The organism is Spirosoma pulveris (genome assembly GCF_054781875.1).
Window position 1 is genome coordinate 631,520 of the sequence record NZ_BAAGTO010000002.1, and the last position, 15,959, is coordinate 647,478.

The 15,959-nt window shown below is 53.3% G+C and carries 12 protein-coding genes; 6 read left to right on the plus strand and 6 right to left on the minus strand.

Annotated features, from left to right (window positions below; genetic code table 11):
• Window positions 1-6 precede the first annotated feature (6 nt).
• The 3 genes from ACYVJM_RS10850 to ACYVJM_RS10860 all read right to left on the minus strand — a co-directional run bounded on the left by ACYVJM_RS10850 (window position 7) and on the right by ACYVJM_RS10860 (window position 4,471).
• Window positions 7-3,420, minus strand: coding sequence for a SusC/RagA family TonB-linked outer membrane protein (locus ACYVJM_RS10850; RefSeq protein ID WP_461148244.1), 3,414 nt, complete (start codon window positions 3,418-3,420; stop codon window positions 7-9).
• Window positions 3,421-3,500: 80 nt separating this feature from the next.
• Window positions 3,501-3,698 carry a hypothetical protein gene (locus ACYVJM_RS10855; RefSeq protein ID WP_461148245.1) on the minus strand — a complete coding sequence of 66 codons (198 nt, stop codon included), beginning with the start codon at window positions 3,696-3,698 and terminating at the stop codon, window positions 3,501-3,503.
• Between the two features lie 230 nt (window positions 3,699-3,928).
• On the minus strand, window positions 3,929-4,471 hold the full coding sequence (locus ACYVJM_RS10860; RefSeq protein ID WP_461148246.1) for an RNA polymerase sigma factor: 543 nt from the start codon (window positions 4,469-4,471) through the stop codon (window positions 3,929-3,931).
• A 497-nt stretch (window positions 4,472-4,968) separates the two neighbouring features.
• Here ACYVJM_RS10860 and ACYVJM_RS10865 point away from each other — a divergent pair, with 497 nt between their 5' ends.
• From ACYVJM_RS10865 to ACYVJM_RS10890, 6 genes are all read left to right on the plus strand, one after another.
• A complete protein-coding gene (locus ACYVJM_RS10865) occupies window positions 4,969-7,200 on the plus strand; it encodes a hypothetical protein (RefSeq protein ID WP_461148247.1) in 2,232 nt (743 codons plus the stop codon).
• 54 nt (window positions 7,201-7,254) lie between these two features.
• A complete protein-coding gene (locus ACYVJM_RS10870; protein ID WP_461148248.1) occupies window positions 7,255-8,079 on the plus strand; it encodes an HpcH/HpaI aldolase family protein in 825 nt (274 codons plus the stop codon).
• Window positions 8,080-8,088: 9 nt separating this feature from the next.
• Window positions 8,089-10,203: a hypothetical protein gene (locus ACYVJM_RS10875; protein WP_461148249.1), complete on the plus strand. Its 2,115-nt coding sequence runs from the start codon at window positions 8,089-8,091 to the stop codon at window positions 10,201-10,203.
• Complete coding sequence (locus tag ACYVJM_RS10880; protein WP_461148250.1) at window positions 10,200-11,069, plus strand: glycerophosphodiester phosphodiesterase family protein; 870 nt, start codon at window positions 10,200-10,202, stop codon at window positions 11,067-11,069. The genes ACYVJM_RS10875 and ACYVJM_RS10880 overlap by 4 nt, the downstream gene beginning before the upstream one ends.
• A gap of 20 nt (window positions 11,070-11,089) precedes the next feature.
• Window positions 11,090-12,472 (plus strand): purple acid phosphatase family protein, encoded by a 1,383-nt coding sequence (locus tag ACYVJM_RS10885; protein WP_461148251.1) that lies wholly within the window; start codon window positions 11,090-11,092, stop codon window positions 12,470-12,472.
• Window positions 12,473-12,534: 62 nt separating this feature from the next.
• Window positions 12,535-13,680 carry an acyltransferase family protein gene (locus tag ACYVJM_RS10890; RefSeq protein ID WP_461148252.1) on the plus strand — a complete coding sequence of 382 codons (1,146 nt, stop codon included), beginning with the start codon at window positions 12,535-12,537 and terminating at the stop codon, window positions 13,678-13,680.
• Window positions 13,681-13,735: 55 nt separating this feature from the next.
• Here the strand turns inward: ACYVJM_RS10890 and ACYVJM_RS10895 are convergent, their stop codons facing one another.
• The 3 genes from ACYVJM_RS10895 to ACYVJM_RS10905 form a co-directional block, all read right to left on the minus strand.
• Entirely contained in the window at window positions 13,736-13,876 is a 141-nt protein-coding gene (locus ACYVJM_RS10895) for a hypothetical protein (RefSeq protein ID WP_461148253.1), read from the minus strand.
• A gap of 50 nt (window positions 13,877-13,926) precedes the next feature.
• Entirely contained in the window at window positions 13,927-15,153 is a 1,227-nt protein-coding gene (locus ACYVJM_RS10900) for an ice-binding family protein (protein ID WP_461148254.1), read from the minus strand.
• 110 nt (window positions 15,154-15,263) lie between these two features.
• The gene (locus tag ACYVJM_RS10905; RefSeq protein ID WP_461148255.1) at window positions 15,264-15,839 is read right to left on the minus strand and encodes a helix-turn-helix domain-containing protein; all 576 of its coding nucleotides are present in this window, start codon (window positions 15,837-15,839) and stop codon (window positions 15,264-15,266) included.
• Window positions 15,840-15,959 lie beyond the last annotated feature (120 nt).

Consider the following 15,959-nt stretch of genomic DNA (forward strand, 5'->3'; position numbering starts at 1 on the left):
ACGTGCTTAGAACGTGAGGCCAAGTTTGAAACCAACCGGAATAACCCAGGGAGTTACGTTGTAGCGTTCGATTCCCTGTTTGAACTGGGTACCCGCCTGCGGACTGGTCTGCGGCTGGAAAGCCATTTCGGGATCGACGTTGATCTTGGCCGCGGTCCAGAGTATAATGTTGCGGCTATAGACCGAGAAACTGGCGTTCTGCAAACCAATGGATTTAACGAATTTGGCGGGCAGGTCGTAGCCCAGCGAAATCTCCCGCAGTTTCACGAACGAGGCATCGAAGGTAGCCGCCCGGGTAAAGCTCCAGGGGTAGTTATCGCCATACGGAATGATCTTGGTATCCGCTCCGCCCAGGTTTTCGGTATAACCGATGATGTTGCCTTTGTCATCGTACTGCGCCAGCACACCCGGATTGAACACGCCATAGGCATAGGTTTTACCGCCAAATTCAAAAGGATAGCCGCCATAAGCACTGGTTGGGCCACCCACAATCGGGAAGTTGTTCCCCTGAATTTTGATGTACTGATCGGCATTATCGACCAGCCAGTTACGAAGCGCATCGCCGGTACGGCCGCCGGGGTTGATCAGATTATCCAGAAACCGCTGCGAACGCAGATCCGATTCCATGTACCGGTACGTCTGCGATACGAAATCGCCACCCGACCGCCAGTCGAGGGACAGGTTGAGTGTGAAGCCTTTATAGGATAGCGAACTCTGTGCGCCCAGAATGAAGTTGGGGTTGAAGTTGCCGATTTTGTTCTTCGATGTCGACGCACTCTTGCTCTGCCAGGAACCGTCGTTATCCAGAATGGGGTACCCGAAATAAGGTGAGTTTTTGTCCGTAACGGTGATGATTTCCGCGTCGTAAATGTCGCCCACTTTATCGCCTACATACGTCCAGGCACCGCCCTTGGCATCGGTCCACAACGTATAGTACGGGATGCTCTCCGCCAGTTCTTTAATGCGGGTCGTGTTTTTGGTGAAGTTGGTGGTCAGGTCCCAGCGCAAGCCACCTTTGTCGACCAGCGTGCCGCCCAGCGAGAGTTCAACACCCCGACTTTCGAGCAAACCGGCGTTGATGCTCTTGGTGGTAAAGCCCGACGACGGTGCAATCTGCGAAGGCAGAATCTGGTTCCGGTTTTCGGAAGTATAGTACGTTCCAGAGAACCGGAGCCGGTTTCGGAACATGTTGTAGTCGATACCCACTTCGTACGATGTAGCGATCTCCGGCTTTAGATTGGGCAGCAGAATCCCGCCCGATTTAGACAGGCGGGTTACGCCATTCCAGGCCCCGGCATCGCCCAGGGTAGCAAACAGGCTGTACGGATTGGCATCGTTACCCACCTGCGCAATACCGCCCCGAATCTTGAACAGATCGACGGTATTGGGCATATGGATCATCTCGTTGAGCAGCACACTCAGCGACGCCGATGGGTAGAAGTACGACCGGTTGTCGACCGGCAGAGTACTCGACCAGTCATTGCGGGCGGTCAGGTCGAGGTAGATCATGTCCTTAAAGCCGAAGTTAGCCATTCCATAGACGCTGTAAATGGCCTTTTTGTACAGGTAGTTGCTGTATTGAAGGTTGTTTGGCGCAATGTTCTGAATGGTGTACAGACCCGGAATGATCAGCCCCGCACCATTTCGGCTGCTGTTGCTTAGATCGGACGACTGGGAATACCGGTTGTTTCCCCCGGCCGATACCACCACGCTCAGCGCATTGAACCGCTTGGTGTACGTGGCCAGGAAGTCGGCATTGCGTTCGTAACGTTTGAGGTTAATCAGCCCATAGGCTCCGTTGGGTTCGCCGGTATAACTCTTGGCAATTTTGGTTTCGCGCTGTTCCGAATAGGTATCGAGTGCGTAACGGCCCATCAGTTTGATCTCGGGTGTAAGCTGCCATTCGGCTTTGAGGTTGCCAAACACCCGGTCGCGGACGTAGCTGTTGTTGACCTCATAAGCCAGAAAGTACGGATTGTTGTAGTTGCCGATACTTTGCGATTTCTGTTGCAGCCCTTCTTTACCGGGCACCCAGTAATCCCGCAGGTCATTGATGTCGATGTGCGAGCCAACGGCATAGGCCCACTGCAGCGGGTTAGTGCCCCGCTCGCCAGCGGGCCGGTTGTTGGAGTTACTCCGGCTGAAGTCCAGGTTCGTGCTCAGCGTCAGTTTATCGTTAATGCGTACCGATGTGTTGATCGCCAGCGTGTTTTTGAACAGATCGGAGTTCGGTACAATACCCCGGCTGTTCATGTTGGAGTACGACAGCCGGTAGGTAACCTTCTCCGAATTATTGGCGATGGATACGCCGTTGGTGCTCGTAATGCCGGTTCGGACAAAATCACGGATGTTGTTGGGATGTGAGACCAAAGGCGTCGGAATTTGCTTGCCATCAGGGCCTACGGGGCTGTTCCACTGGATGGCGTTATAGCCTTTGTCCAGTTCGGGACCAACGCCACCCGCCGAGCTTTCGTCGATTTGCAGAATGCCGCCCGGATAGGGGTTGTTTTCCGGCGTGAAGGGCAGAATACCGGTGGCAAACTTGGAGCCCATTTTCAGGTATTTGTAAGGCTGATCGAAAACGGTATTCGACGTAACGGATACGGTCATCTTCTGCGATTTGGAGCCGCTTTTGGTTGTAATCAGCACCACGCCGTTAGCCGCCCGTGAGCCATACAGGGCAGCCGCGCTGGGGCCTTTCAGAATGGATATGTTCTCCACATCGTCGGGGTTGATATCGGAGATGGCGTTTCCGTAATCGACGCGGTTGTCGTTACCAATCTGGCTGACGTTGTTGAGCGAGTTGGCAACCGGAACGCCATCGACAACAAACAGCGGCTGGTTGTCTGTATTCAGGGATTTGGCCCCGCGAATGATCATGCTCACCGACGAACCCGACGGCCCCGTTGAGCTGATCTGAACGCCCGGCACCCGGCCCGCCAGCGAGTTAAGTACGTTTTCCTGCGCTACCCGGCTCAGGTCTTTGCCTTGTACCTCCCCCACTGCGTAGCCTAATGAGCGGGCTTCCCGCTTGATACCCAGAGCGGTAACGACCACTTCGCCCAGCACTTCGTTATTCTCCACCAGCGCCACATCAATAACCGACCGGTTACCGACGGTAACCTCCTGCGTTTTGTAGCCGATAAACGAGTAGACGAGTACCGCATTATCGGTGTTTACGGTAATGGCATAATTACCCCGCTGGTCGGTAACGGTACCCAGTTGGGTACCTTTCACGAGGATGTTGACCCCCGCCACAGACTGGTTGTTGGTACCCAGGGTAACGTTTCCGGTGATTGTTCTGGGTGGTTTACCCGTAGCCGACCCAGCGGCCAGCGCATGCACAACGCAAACCCCCATCAGCATAGCGATGGCCAGAGTTTGCCTCAGAATCAACTGAAAAGTAGAAAATGGTTTCATGCGTGTTCAGTTATAAATAGTCAGTAAATACAAAGGGGTAGAAACGGATTTAGGCCAGGTACGAGTTGACGTGGTAGTTCTCAGTCCGTTGGCCGATCGGGTTCAGACGAGCAATCATGTTGTTTCAGTAGATCGATAAAGAAGGCTTCCAGCACCTCCGAATACACCCGGATGTCGTCTTCATTATGCAGCCCGGTCAGGAATTCGTCCAGTTCTGCTCTCGTCAGTTGGCTACGGAGCAGCTGTTGGATCAGATAGTTACTGTCAGCCGTTGACATTGTATCGTAACCGTTAGCGGGTTTGCCTATAATACGGGCGATGTCATATAAAGGACTATTCCTAAGCCACTTATTTTTTCAACAAGCAGACGGAGCCCCGGCATGTTCCGTTGGGCACACGCGGATTCGCCCTCAAAAAAGGGCTAACCCATCTCTATATAGGTCATTCAACCGGCGGGCTGATCGCGAATACAACTCATCCATTCGATCGAAACCTGACTGACTGGTCATCAGGAAAGGGAGAAATCGAGCTTTTCGCGCAGGAGCTGCTTGGCTTTTACGAGCTGATTTTTGACGGTGTTTTTGGAAATGCGCAGCATCTCTGCAATCTCCTGATAGGACTTCCCCCCCTCGATGTTCATGAGCAGAATCATCTTTCGTTTTTCGGAGAGGGAGTTGATGGCCAGTTCGAGCAACTGAATACGGGCTTCCTGATCGTCGGATTCTTCCGGGACGCCCTGCATCTGTTCCATATAGCGCTGCCGAAGGAGCTGGCTTTTTTCGACCTGCTTCAGGTAATCGAATGCCATGTTCCGAAGGCAGGTAAACAAGTAGGAGTTGAAGTTCAGGGTTGGATTGATTTGGGTACGTCGCTCCCAGATTTTTATGAACAGATCATGAATCATGTTCTCGGACTCTTCCTGGTCTTTTACCAGGTAAAAACAGAATTTGAGGGCCGGGTTGCGGTAATGCCGATAGAGTTTTGCGAAGGCAGCCTGATCGCCCTGAATGACGCGGTCGAGGATAGACTCAATGGGATAGTTACTGGTCATATGGAAGGGTTGCGGTAAGGATTTGGTAAACTAAGGACTACGAATCTTTCACTATGATTTCGGCATGAATCCACTTACAAGCTGACGCACACACCAAACAATTCTTATACGATCGACCAAAAAATAGCAACCTCTCCTCCACTCACCACCACACAACCAAATTATATTTGGCTCCCCCTCTAAATCTTCGAAACAAATATAGATTACGATATTTTAATTAATCTTCGCACTTTGCGTATTAATACCCTCTATTTACGCAAAGCGGCTCGATTTTATATTGGCATAATCTAAATCGGTCGGTGTTTCTCTTATACGCTTAGTATCAGCCCATTATTAACAGGCTTTTTTCGATGCAATGCCAGATAAAATAACGATTTATTCATCATTGGTTAACCGTCGGATTTAAATCCACAGGCCGGGCAAACGTAAAATTTACCCACTCATGGATAGTCCGATGGTGCCGCAGTGCCGTATAGTATTTGCACTACCCAATTCTTATGCAAAACCGCTATTTCGCCCGAATCATCGTTCTCTTTCTTGCCGTTCTCTCCCCCGATCCGGGTTTGTTCGCCCAGCCGGTTTACCAGGATAAACCGTTCGGACAGACGTACAGCATCAAATACTATTCGGAGAGACCAACCGGCAAACTCACCAGCCTGGCCTGCGACCGAAACGGGGTTATTCAGCTCATGAGTACCGATGGGCTGCAGCATCCCCACGGCGGGCAGTTCCTCATTCCCGGCACCCTGCAGCCCGACCGCACCTATCGTCCCATGCAGGATCGGAAACTGGCTGCAGTAAGCACGTATGATCAGCAACTCGTTTACCTCGACGATCAGGCTGTGCTGAGCAATGCGTGGGCCGGAAAACTCTACGCCCAGCACCAGTTGCCGCAGGCGCAGTTGTTTGTGGGTGGCGCTACCTTCACCTTCCTCGTTTCGGATGGGAAAGCTCTGCATCTGGTAGGCGAAAAAGCGGTACTGTGGAAAGGCGAACTGCCCGACGATCGGGTAATTGGAATGCGGTATCAACCCGCCACCGGCCTGTTCTGGGTGCTGGGCAAAAAGGGGTTGTACACGCTCGCAGAGAAGGGCTATAAACTCACCAACGTGCTGCACGGAGAAAATTTCACCGCTTTCGACCTGACCAGCCAGGGCAAAAAAGTGGTTATTGGCACCACCGATGGCTACCTCGAATTCGACCCGCTCACCAAAACCCAGCTCGGAGGCATTCACCGGAAACTGCCCTGGACCGAAGTCACAGCCGTGGCCGACATAAACGGGCAGCTCTGGTTCGGCTCAACTAAAGGCGCGTTTTGCCTGCGTCCGGATGGCAAATTCAACTATTACAACGGCGAACGCTGGTTGCCGGGCAATGAGGTCACCCAACTGGCGGCCGGACCCAAAAACAGCGTTCTGGTGCTTACCACGGCGGGTATGGCCGAACTGGCCACCAAATCAATGACCCTGCACGACAAAGCCGTTTTCTACGAACAACAGGTGCGGAGCCGCCACATCCGGAATGGCTTCAATGCGTCGCTGGATGGGCTGGAGAAAGGAAATCTGGCAACGGGCTATCTGGCCGATTCGGATAATGACGGTTTATGGACGTCGATGTATCTGGCGGGCGAAATTTTCCGCTATGCCGTCACAAAAGATAAAGATGCCCTGCAAAACTGCCGCGAATCGCTCGATGCCATGGAGCGGCTGTACACCATCAATCCCGTACCCGGCTTTCCGGCGCGGTCGTTTGAGCGGGCGGGCTACATTGCCCGGCTCAGCGACCCCGAACGCTGGCAGCATTCGCCCCAGCCCGGCTGGGACTGGAAATCGACTACCAGCAGCGATGAAGTGATCGGGCATATTTTCGCCTTCGGGGCTATGGCCGAGCTGGTCGACGACAAGCCGATGCAGCGCCGGGCCATTACCCTCATCGACACCGTCATGAGCCATATCCTGAGCCACGACCTGTACTTGATCGACTTCAACGGCAAGCCAACGCTCTGGGGTAAATGGAACCCGGACTACGTCAATGCCTTCCCCGTCAATGTAGGCGACCGCAAGCTGAACTCGTCCAACATCATCGCCATGCTGCAAACGGCCTACCAGTTCACCAAAAAGGAAAAGTATAAAAAGAAGGCATTTGAGTTGATGCAGAAGCACGGCTACCTGGAGAATATGATGCGCCCCATGCGGGTGATCGGAAAAGCGGCCGACGATGCCGATGAACACAGCAAGCACATGTCGGACGGCTGGAATCACTCCGACGATGAGATGTACTTTGTGGGCTACTGGGGCTTGTACCGCTATGCCCTCAATGATACCCTGAAGGCCAACTACAAAAAGGCGATCCTCGACCACTGGGAAATTGAACGGCCCGAAAAAGACGGCGCCTGGAATATTTTTACGGCCCTTACGGGCACCAAAACGTTCGACCTCAACGAAGCCGCCTGGTACCTGCGGGAGCACCCCCTCGACCTGATCGACTGGGAGATCCGGAACAGCCACCGGGAAGATATTGACATGCTGGCCGATAACTTCCGGGGGCAAACCACCAAAGAAGTGCTCTCACCCGCCGAACGGCCCATCCAACGGCACAACGGTAACACCTTTGCGCTGGACCGGACGCGGGGCAACGGCGCATCGGAACACAGCGCGGGCGACATCTGGCTGCTCCCCTACTGGATGGGGCGTTACCTCGGTGTGATCAGTGCCCCAGTGAGCCGATAACTAATTAATACGATGAGTATTAGCCGTTACCTATCCGTGTAATCCATAATCAATATGAAGGGGTCAGCCCACCACAGTCTCCGTCAGAAATTACAACAGGGCCAGCGTGTCTACGGTACCTGTATCACATCGACTGCGCCCATGTGGCCGAAAGCCATCAGTCAGGTCGGGCTGGACTTCGTCTTTCTGGACACCGAACACATTCCAGTGGATCGGGCTGAACTGGCGGCCCTCTGTCAGCAGTTCCGGGCCTACGGGATTACGCCCATCGTCCGGATACCGAGTCCCGACCCATTCCGGGCCTGTCAGGTGATTGATGGCGGGGCCATTGGGGTTGTGGCGCCGTACCTCGAATCGCCCGAGCAGGTGCGGGAGTTGGTGGGTGCCACCAAATACCGGCCGCTGAAAGGCGAACGCTTGGCTAACGTACTGAACGGCCGGGAAACCCTGTCGGCCGACATGCAGGCGTATATCGCGGCCTACAACGCCGATCAACTGTGCATTGCCAACATAGAAAGCGTACCCGCGCTGGATCGGCTGGACGAACTGCTGTCGGTGCCGGGCCTCGATGCCGTGTTCATCGGGCCGCACGATTTATCGGTTAGTCTGGGCTTGCCGGAGCAGTACGACCACCCCGATTTCGATGCGGCTGTTCGCACCATCATTCACACCGCTCGTTCGAAAGGGCTGGCCATCGGCATTCATTTTTCGCTGGAGCCCGAACGCCAGATCAAGTGGATAAACGAAGGGGCCAACATCATCGTGCACAGTTTCGACATTGCTCTCTTCAGCCAGCGTCTGCGCCACGACCTGGCCATCATCCGGGAAGCCGTAGGCGACAGCCAGGGATCGGAGTCGATTGATTCGTCCATTATCTAACGACAGCCCATGCGCCTTTCGACTACAAGATCGCCCATCTGGCGGGTCAGCGCCGTCCTGCTGGGCGGTCTGGCCCTGTCTATTGGCTGGGGCATTCGGGGTAATTTCGGCCACGAGTACGGGGCGGCCTTTGCCGGGTGCCTGGCGGCCATTGTCGTCCCCTTGCTGTCGGGGCGGGCCGACTGGCGGCAGCGTATTCTTTATTTTGCCTTTTTCGGGGCCATTGGCTGGGGGTTTGGCGGCTCCATCTCTTACATGCAGGTCATTGCCTATACCCAAAGCGGCCAGACGGCTACGCAGTGGTTCGGGTACGTTGGGCTGTTTTACATTGGCTTTTTATGGGCCGCACTGGGTGGAGCAGGAACGGCACTGGCAGCCGTGGCTGAGCGCGAACGACTCGTTCAGCTCGTCAAACCGATTTTGTTTCTTTTTGGCGGCTGGCTGCTTCAGGATTGGCTGGAAGACCCGCTGATAGAATGGCTGCAAGCGGGCCTTTCGGCCGATCATACCTGGTCGCGGCACAAGAGTCCGCTGTACTGGCTCGATGCCGATTACCTGGCGGCTCTGGTGGCGCTGCTGGCCATGGCGCTGTACGACCTGACCGACCGAAAGGAAAACAACAGCCTGCTTTTGCCCGTTTTTGCGGGCGTAGGTGCGCTGTTGGGCTGGTTTATTCAGCTAATGCTGCAAGTGGCCAATCTGGATCGGAAACTAGCTTCGCTGCTGACTTACCCGCTGGGCGACCCGGCTTACATTAATCCTGAAACAGGGAAATTAGCCTTCGAGCCAGTCAATTTTCTCAACAACTGGCCTCAGTGGTTCAGCGATTATCCGCAGCACATTGGCTGGATCATTGGGTTTCTGCTTGGCATAACGGCCTATTTTTGCCGGTTTGGCAAGTTCCGCCATGGGGCCTCACTCATTGTGTACATGGCCGTTGGCTGGCTGCTTTTCTTCCTGATCGTTCCGGTACTCGGCAGCGTCTTCTTCACCCATTTCGGAGGGCTCCGCATGACCCCGCCCCGCAGCGACGACTGGGCGGGCATTACGGGTGCGTTTATCGGTATGATTCGCTGGATGCGCCGAAATCAACTACTGCCCGTGGCAGTGGCGTCGCTCATCAGCGGCATCATTGGCGGACTGGGCTTTTTGGGAATTCAGTGGGTCAAGCAACTGATGATGGCGCCCGGAAATCCGCGTATTCTGATCGGCAAAGGGCTTTCACCCGAAAGTAACGCGTTCAAAACCATCATCGCCAGCTGGAGCAACTGGCAGCAGCAGAATTGGCACAGCTTTCTGGAGCAGAGTTACGGCTTCGTAAATGGCATTGCCATCGTGGTGGCGCTGGGCTTTCTGGCAACTCGAATCCCGATGCATACCGACTCATCGGTACGGGCTTCCCGAAATGGCAGATGGACATTAGGCGTCGCCATCGTTTTCGTCTGGCTGGCCCTTCCGTACGTCAATCTGGTCAAGAATGTTGAAGACTGGAGCGAGCAGTTGAACCCCGAAGTATGGACACAGGTCGTTTCTTCGCCGGATGGCACCTCCAAAACCACAGCCGCTTTGTGGGATGCCCCCTATCTGGGCCGACTGCCCGGCGTCGACTTCCTGCACATGACCCCCGAAGGCTGGTTCAAGCTCACCTGGCTGCTGGTTCTTTTCCTATTCATCCTGCTCATTCGTCGGCACAATCGCGAACCGCTGTCCCTTGTTCCGGTCAGCTGGCTCGGGCGAGGGCAGCTCATCTTTCTGGTGTTGCTCTGGCTGATGGTGATCGGCAATTTTGAACGGGCGCTGGTCGACTGGCGCCCCCAGCGGCTGCTTACGGAGTGGGTCATCACGGTCAATGCCATCCTGGCAACGTTGCTGGTACTCACCGTACCACACGAACAAGAAACGGTCAATATTCAGCCCCTCCCCTCTTTCGCGACGGTTTATCGACAACTCTGGCTGCGCCTGGTGCTTACCGTAACGATTTCCAGCGTATGTTTCCTGCTGACAAACCGGCTGATCTACCACTATCCGGCCTACGAAAAACCAGATAAGTCAACACATTTCCGGTTTGGCCCGGAAGCCGACTGGCGTGCCAAACCCAACCTCAAAAACGCACAGCATAAATGAAACGAGTGCTCAAACGCCTGACGCCGGGATTACTGCTCGGATGGCTCATTTCAGTCGGTCCTGTTTTGGGGCAGTTGCCGATAGCAGACTCAATCCGTTTTTACCGAACCCAACTCAAAACCTATCACCAAATGGGCGTTTCGGCGCACCGGGGCGCATCCGGGATCGCCCCTGAAAACACACTGGCCACGTTCAGGCTGGCTCTGCAACTGGCAGTCGATTACATCGAAATTGATGTGCGAACGACGAAAGACGGTAAGTTGGTGATTTTGCACGACGGCACGCTGAACCGCACGACCAGCGGCACCGGCCCGGTCAGGGAACAGACACTGGCTGAGCTGAAAAAACTATCGGCGGCAAACGGTATGTCCGATACGTTTAAAGCGGAACAGATTCCAACACTGGACGAAGTTTGCCAGTTGCTGGCCGACTGGAATGCGCGGCACCCGGCCAAAACCAACCTGTATGTCGACTGCAAGGACGTAGCCCCGGAGCCACTGGTGGCCGTTCTGACGCACTATGGGCTACTGACCGATGCGGTCTTTTACGGCTCCGACGAGAAACTAGTAGCCCTAAAAAACGCAGCACCGGGGGCCAAACTAATGCCTGGCCTGAAACGGGCCGACCAGATGGCCGCTAAAATCGCCGGTTTGCATCCGTATGCCTTCGACGTAAGCTGGTCCGCCCTGACCGAAGCCCTCGCCAGGCAAATTCATCAGCAAAACATAAAGGTTTTTTCCGATCTGCTGGATGCCTTCGATACGCCCGGTGAGTACGTAAAAGCAGCTCGCTTCGGCGTAGACGTCATTCAAACAGATCAGGTACCCGGGGTGTACAGAACCCTGGCTAACAAACCAACTCATTAAGCATACACTACCTTCACGTCATGACACGACAATTACTAACTCTTCTTTTCACCCTGAGCCTGTTACCGGTTCGGGCACAGCTCCACAAAGACTATTCGCCAACGCCTTATCCCGACCGGCTCATTTTGGGCTGGCAGGGCAATCCGGCTACGTCGCAATCCGTCAACTGGCGCACCGATTCGACCGTGACAACCGCTGTCGGGGCCATTGCCGAAGCCGACCCCTCGCCCGACTTTGTCAGCAGCGCATCGGTTGTAACGGCCACCACCGAACGCGTTATCCTCGACGGAAAATCGGTTCGGTACCATTCGGTCCATTTCAAAAACCTGAAACCGGGCACACAGTACAGCTACCGCGTGGGCGATGGCACCCACTGGAGCGAATGGTTTCACGTTAAAACGGCGCTGGCTGGTCCTGCGCCGTTTTCTTTTGTGTATTTCGGCGACGCGCAGAACGACATCCGGTCGCTTTGGTCACGGGCCATTCGGGGCGCTTACTCGACCCTCCCGAAAGCGAATCTGATGATTCATGCGGGCGACCTCATCACCACCTCCAACGCCGACTGGCAATGGGCGGAGTGGTTCGAAGCGGGGGGCTGGATTAACGGCATGGTACCCACGCTGGCTACGCCCGGCAACCACGAGTATTTTAAGGATGAACAGGGCAAGACTCAGGTATCCAGACATTGGCGTCCTTCGTTTGTACTGCCCGAAAACGGCCCAAAAGGGCTGGAAGAAACCACCTACTTTATTGACTATCAAGGCACCCGCTTTATCTCCCTGAATTCGCAGGCGGCCCTGCTGGATTCGACCGTACTGACGGCTCAGGCCAACTGGCTCAGGCAAGTGCTGACCAACAACCCCAACCGCTGGACGGTTGTGGTGCACCATCACCCGATTTATTCTACGAAGCAGGGGCGCGACAACGATGAGTGGCGCGAGCGGATGGAGCCGATTTACAAAAAAATGGGTGTCGATCTGGTTTTGCAGGGGCATGACCACACCTATGGCCGGGGCCTGAACATGCCCCTGGGCAAGAGCCGCAAACACCCCGACGGACCTATCTATGTGGTGTCGGTCAGCGGCCCGAAAATGTACGACATCGGCTTGCAGGACTGGATGGACCGGGCAGCTTCCAATACCCAGTTGTACCAGACAATCTCGATTGACGGCGACAAGCTGTCGTATCAGTCCTATACCGTGACGGGCGAGAAATACGATTCGTTCGAGCTGATCAAAAACAGCAAAGGGCAAACTACGCTGGCAGATCAGGCTCCGGCGCTGGCTCCCGAACGGCTCGACTTACCGGCAGAGTACCAGAAACGCTATAAACCCGACCAGCTGGAGGAATACAATAATCGTTTTAAAGCGTATAAAGCCCGAAAACAGGCAAAAAAAGACTAATTTAGGCTGTTGGTACACCACTCGCCTGCCAAACTCCTTTTTCATCCCTGGATTCTTTTCGAATGAGTACATTACAAACGCCCATTGAACCGGCTCTTGCTCAGCCAATACCCGTTAAACGACTTCTCTCGCTCGATACGCTGCGCGGTTTCGATATGTTCTGGATCATGGGCGGTGAGGAAATTTTTCATGTGCTCGCCAAAACCACCGGCTGGGCGGGCGCTATCCTGCTGGCCGATCAGTTTTCGCACCCCGCCTGGAACGGTTTTCGGGCCTATGACCTCATCTTTCCGCTCTTCATGTTTATGGCAGGCGTGTCGACTCCCTTTTCGGTCGGGTCGCGGCTGGACCAGGGAACGGACAAAGGCCGGATTGCCCGCAAGATCATCAGCCGGGGGCTTATTCTGGTTGTGCTGGGTATCGTTTATAATAACGGGCTATTCAACCGGGTTTTCGAAGATATGCGCTTCCCCAGTGTGCTGGGCCGCATTGGTCTGGCCGGGATGTTTGCGCAGCTGATCTACCTGTATTTTCGTCCACGCGCTCAGTATATCTGGTTCGTCGGACTATTGCTGGGTTACTGGGCGATGATGATGCTGATACCCGTACCCGGTTGTGGAGCGGGTGTGCTCACGATGGAATGTAATCTGGCCAGTTTTATCGACCGCATGGTGGTGCCGGGCCATCTGTACAAAACAATCCACGATCCGGAAGGGCTGTTCTCCACGCTCCCCGCCATCGACAACACCCTGCTTGGTATTTTTGCCGGTACATTCCTGCGCACACATGGCCGAACGGGCAGCCAGAAAGCCGTTGCGCTACTCGGTGCCGGAGCGATGCTTGTACTGCTCGGCTGGGGTTGGAATTTCGTTTTCCCCATCAACAAGAACCTGTGGACCAGTTCATTCGTGCTCGTTACGGGTGGCTTGAGCTTGGTGTTGCTGTCTGTATTTTACTGGATCATCGACGTAAAAGGCATCAACCGCTGGACGTTCTTCTTCACAGTCATCGGCATGAACTCCATCCTGATCTATCTGGCGGGCGAATTCATCGATTTCGAGTACGCAGCCCGGTTTTTCTTCGGTGGGTTACTCAAGCAGTCTTCTTCCGAAGTGGTAACGGCCGTTGGCGCTGTGCTGGCTTTTCTGGCCGTTAAATGGGTGTTCTTATACATCCTTTACAAGAAAAAAGTATTTCTGCGGGTATAAAATAGCCTGACTGGCATAACCAGTCAGGCGCACGAGTACGGTTTGGTTGAGACACTCAGCCAAACGAGCCAAACCCGTCTACGGCCGACCCAGTTTTTAACGTCAGTTGCCTGACACTGCCCAACGATTTGATCTTCGGGGCTTTATAGGCCTTTTTAGGCGAAGAGGCCGATATATGTATAGCTTTTTTGCTCATGAGTCTTGAAAAGTTGATAGGATAAATTTCAGCAGTTAAAACGTAAATCCTTACTCGACAACAATACGGTGCTGGCGGGACTGTCCTCGCTCTTCAACGGTTAGTAAATACACGCCGGTTGTGAGTTTGCTGCTCATTTTCAGAAGTAGATTGCCCGATTCAATGCCTGTTTTTTGAAGCGGTAACGCATGGCCATCTGTGCTATAAAACGTTATCGTTGCCGTTTCGGGCTCGTCCAGCCGAAGGCCAAACCGCCCCTCGCCCACTACCGGGTTAGGGTATACGCCATAGGCATCGTCCCGCAGCACAACCGAAACAGCCGGGTAAACGCTGGCTTTCCCGTTTAGATCGGTTTGGGTCAGGCGGTAATAACTAGTACCCGCGTAAGGCATCGCATCAACCAGATTGTACGTCTTCAGCGCATTACTCATAGGTGCCAGTTCGCTCACTATGCTTACTGTTTCAAAAACCCGGAGATCTTTGCTGCGTTCGATCAGGAAACTTTTATTGTTGGTTTCCAGCGACGTTGTCCAGTCTATCCTGACAGTATGATTGGCTTGTGCCCTGGCCGTAAAGGAGGTTAGCGAAACAGGTAGAGGAGACGGGGCCGCTACAGCCGTAATATTACTAGCATTCAGGGTGATCGCTCCGGTTGTCGACAGGGCTCTGCCTTCCAGAGCTGTGGTGTTCAGGGTGATCGCTCCCAGTGCCAGTATAGTTCCCTTGAATGTAGAACCGGTGCCTAATGTTGCGGCTCCTTCTATACGAAAAAATACATTATTGGCCGTGGCTCCATTTGTCAGCACGATGCTGGAGTTGGTGGCAGTAACTAAAGCACTGCTCAGTTTAATGATAAATGTGCCTGACCCGCTTAACGTTAACGTTCCATTCAAGGTAGTAGGTGAAGCCGTACTCTGGCAGGATATACCCGGCGATAGCGTCTGACCACCTAATTCTGAATTTATTTGCGTACCACAATTAAATGAACCGATCGAGTTATAGGCCGATACAACATCCAGGGCCGCCTGCATCGATTGGGCACTTCCAGCAGGTCGGGTATTACCCGTTACGGATGCGGCTTCAAAGCCACTAATGGCGCCCACATTCGTTCCGATATCACCTGAGACTACAGATGCCCCCGCATTGGTAAGTGCTCCATTAGCGGTAAAGAGCGAAAATCCGGAGGTAGTCCCCAAATCCAGTGTTTGACCAAACCCGACTTTCGGCATGGCTGACAGGGTTACCAGAATTAGCCAAAGTAGAAATTTTTGCATCATTTCGTTGATATTAATCGTTTAAGTATATATAAAGCAAACCTAAGCGCTTTAAAAATCATATACCTTACACTTTATTACATAATTGTTACAATATTCCCACATTGCTAACTTTACATGGATGACGTTCCTATCTTTTCAAGATTCATTCGTTTTTTAGACAAGAGTTGTTTATAAAAACGGGGCGTCAAACCTGTTACTTTTTTAAATTGGGTCGATAGATGCGCTACGCTGCTGTAATTTAGTTTACTAGCTATTTGGGTAAGCGTAAGTTCATCATACAGTAACAATTCCTTTACTTTTTCAATCTTATGGCTAATGATATATTTCTCAATAGTAAGGCCTACTGTTTCGGAAAATAGATTAGCCAAGTATGTATAATCATAATGAAGTTTTTCACTGATATAATCAGAGTTGTTGACTTTAGGCAGGTCGCTGGCATAATGCACCAGGTCAATGATGGCTGTCTTTATTCGTTCAATCAGTATAGCTTTTCGGTTGTCCATTAATTCGAGGCCAACTGTCGATAAAATACGGTTCAATTCGGCGCGTTGCTCACCTGTAATTTCCTCTTTGAGCTCTACCTCCCCTAACTCGACCCGCTCATGGTCTAGCCCGAGCTCATCCAGCGTTGCGTGTACGATCAGTTTGCAGCGCATACTAACCATGTATTTGATGTATAGTTTCATAAGGCAGGGTATTAGCTTTGCTAAGTTAACCGGGCAAAGACCGTAGCGGCAATACCAAATCCGGCTTGCAACGACTTTTGAAGTTGACAACAAGTTATACCTGTAATTGACGTATACTCT

What these genes read in the sequence shown, in the direction of transcription:
- ACYVJM_RS10850 (WP_461148244.1), bottom strand. Translation starts at nt 3,420, where the DNA reads ATGAAACCATTTTCTACTTTTCAGTTGATTCTGAGGCAAACTCTGGCC.
- ACYVJM_RS10855 (WP_461148245.1), bottom strand. Translation starts at nt 3,698, where the DNA reads ATGTCAACGGCTGACAGTAACTATCTGATCCAACAGCTGCTCCGTAGC.
- ACYVJM_RS10860 (WP_461148246.1), bottom strand. Translation starts at nt 4,471, where the DNA reads ATGACCAGTAACTATCCCATTGAGTCTATCCTCGACCGCGTCATTCAG.
- ACYVJM_RS10865 (WP_461148247.1), top strand. Translation starts at nt 4,969, where the DNA reads ATGCAAAACCGCTATTTCGCCCGAATCATCGTTCTCTTTCTTGCCGTT.
- ACYVJM_RS10870 (WP_461148248.1), top strand. Translation starts at nt 7,255, where the DNA reads ATGAAGGGGTCAGCCCACCACAGTCTCCGTCAGAAATTACAACAGGGC.
- ACYVJM_RS10875 (WP_461148249.1), top strand. Translation starts at nt 8,089, where the DNA reads ATGCGCCTTTCGACTACAAGATCGCCCATCTGGCGGGTCAGCGCCGTC.
- ACYVJM_RS10880 (WP_461148250.1), top strand. Translation starts at nt 10,200, where the DNA reads ATGAAACGAGTGCTCAAACGCCTGACGCCGGGATTACTGCTCGGATGG.
- ACYVJM_RS10885 (WP_461148251.1), top strand. Translation starts at nt 11,090, where the DNA reads ATGACACGACAATTACTAACTCTTCTTTTCACCCTGAGCCTGTTACCG.
- ACYVJM_RS10890 (WP_461148252.1), top strand. Translation starts at nt 12,535, where the DNA reads ATGAGTACATTACAAACGCCCATTGAACCGGCTCTTGCTCAGCCAATA.
- ACYVJM_RS10895 (WP_461148253.1), bottom strand. Translation starts at nt 13,876, where the DNA reads ATGAGCAAAAAAGCTATACATATATCGGCCTCTTCGCCTAAAAAGGCC.
- ACYVJM_RS10900 (WP_461148254.1), bottom strand. Translation starts at nt 15,153, where the DNA reads ATGATGCAAAAATTTCTACTTTGGCTAATTCTGGTAACCCTGTCAGCC.
- ACYVJM_RS10905 (WP_461148255.1), bottom strand. Translation starts at nt 15,839, where the DNA reads ATGAAACTATACATCAAATACATGGTTAGTATGCGCTGCAAACTGATC.